Source organism: Lactobacillus delbrueckii subsp. delbrueckii DSM 20074 = JCM 1012 (assembly GCF_001433875.1).
Lineage (GTDB): Bacteria > Bacillota > Bacilli > Lactobacillales > Lactobacillaceae > Lactobacillus > Lactobacillus delbrueckii.
This window is the reverse complement of record NZ_AZCR01000116.1, coordinates 1-1148: the sequence shown is the minus strand read 5'-3', so window position 1 is coordinate 1148 and position 1148 is coordinate 1. Positions and strand designations below refer to the sequence as shown.

At 36.7% G+C, this 1148-nt stretch carries 1 protein-coding gene; it reads right to left on the bottom strand.

What is annotated here, in order from left to right; genetic code table 11:
• Window positions 1-390: 390 nt before the first annotated feature.
• A partial coding sequence (locus FD23_RS08680; protein ID WP_155515449.1) for a sigma-70 family RNA polymerase sigma factor occupies window positions 391-1148 on the bottom strand: 758 nt, incomplete at its 5' end.

Sequence of the window (1148 nt, the reverse complement as noted above, 5' to 3'; positions counted from 1 at the left end):
GACCGCATTTACCGGCGTAGATAGTCAAAATCTACCAGATGTTATGGTAAGTGTTCAATTTATTCTTGCAATTGGCGAAGATTATTCTTTAGGAATTTGACTTCAAAGAAACCATCTATAATTTTTCGACACTGACTGTATACTTCGTAGCTTAGCCACATCCATGACCTGTTATCACTGTAATTACTTACAATGTCTTGATGAATTCTTGTTTCTGTATACTCAACCACTTCAAGCAATGATGCATTAGTGTTAAGGCTAGAAAAATTATTTTCTGGATACTCAGAACTTAAATCAATCCCCATGGGTATGAACAGAGTCTTCTTTGAAACACTACTCCCATTTTGATTAATACTTTCAGTAATTTTCTTAGTTAAAATCTCTTTGTAATCACTCATATTCTAACCTTGCTTCATATGCCTTCAGCTTCTTTAAAGCTTTCTCTTCAATCTGTCTTACTCTCTCACGTGTTATGCCAAACTTCTTCCCCACTGCTTCTAAAGTCATCGGCTCTTGGTTGTTAAAACCGAACCTCATCCGCAAAACCTCTTCTTCACGAGTTTTTAGTTCGGTGTGCAGCATTTTAGATATATCCTCTGCCTCATCGGCCTTTAAAGAAAGATCTTCTGGTGACTGCTCATCATCATCATGCATAAAATCATTTGAATAGCTTAGAAAATCTTCCAAAGACGTATCCCCATCTTCTTCAGACCCAATTTTCAGATTTATCGAAACCATATTTTGAAATACTGCACGATTTGTGCGTAAATCGTGCAAAGCACTTTTGGAAATTGACATTTGCTCAGCAATTTGATCATCCGTCAAGTTTTCTCTTTCCAATCTTGCCAACTTAGCCATCGACTCTTGAACATGAACAGGTAGCCTAACAGTATAGGCAGTATCTTTAACTGCACGATCAATATGTTGCTTTATCCACCAAACCGCATATGTAGAAAATTCATATCCTAAACTTGGATCAAACATATCTATAGCCTTGTCTAGACCAAAATACCCTTCAACAATCAGATCTTCCAAAGACATTGACCCAGTTGTATGAGTTTTATAATAATCGCCAATTGCAAGAATAAATTGAACACTTACCATAACATCTAGCAGATTTTGACTATCTACGCCGGTAAATGCGGTCA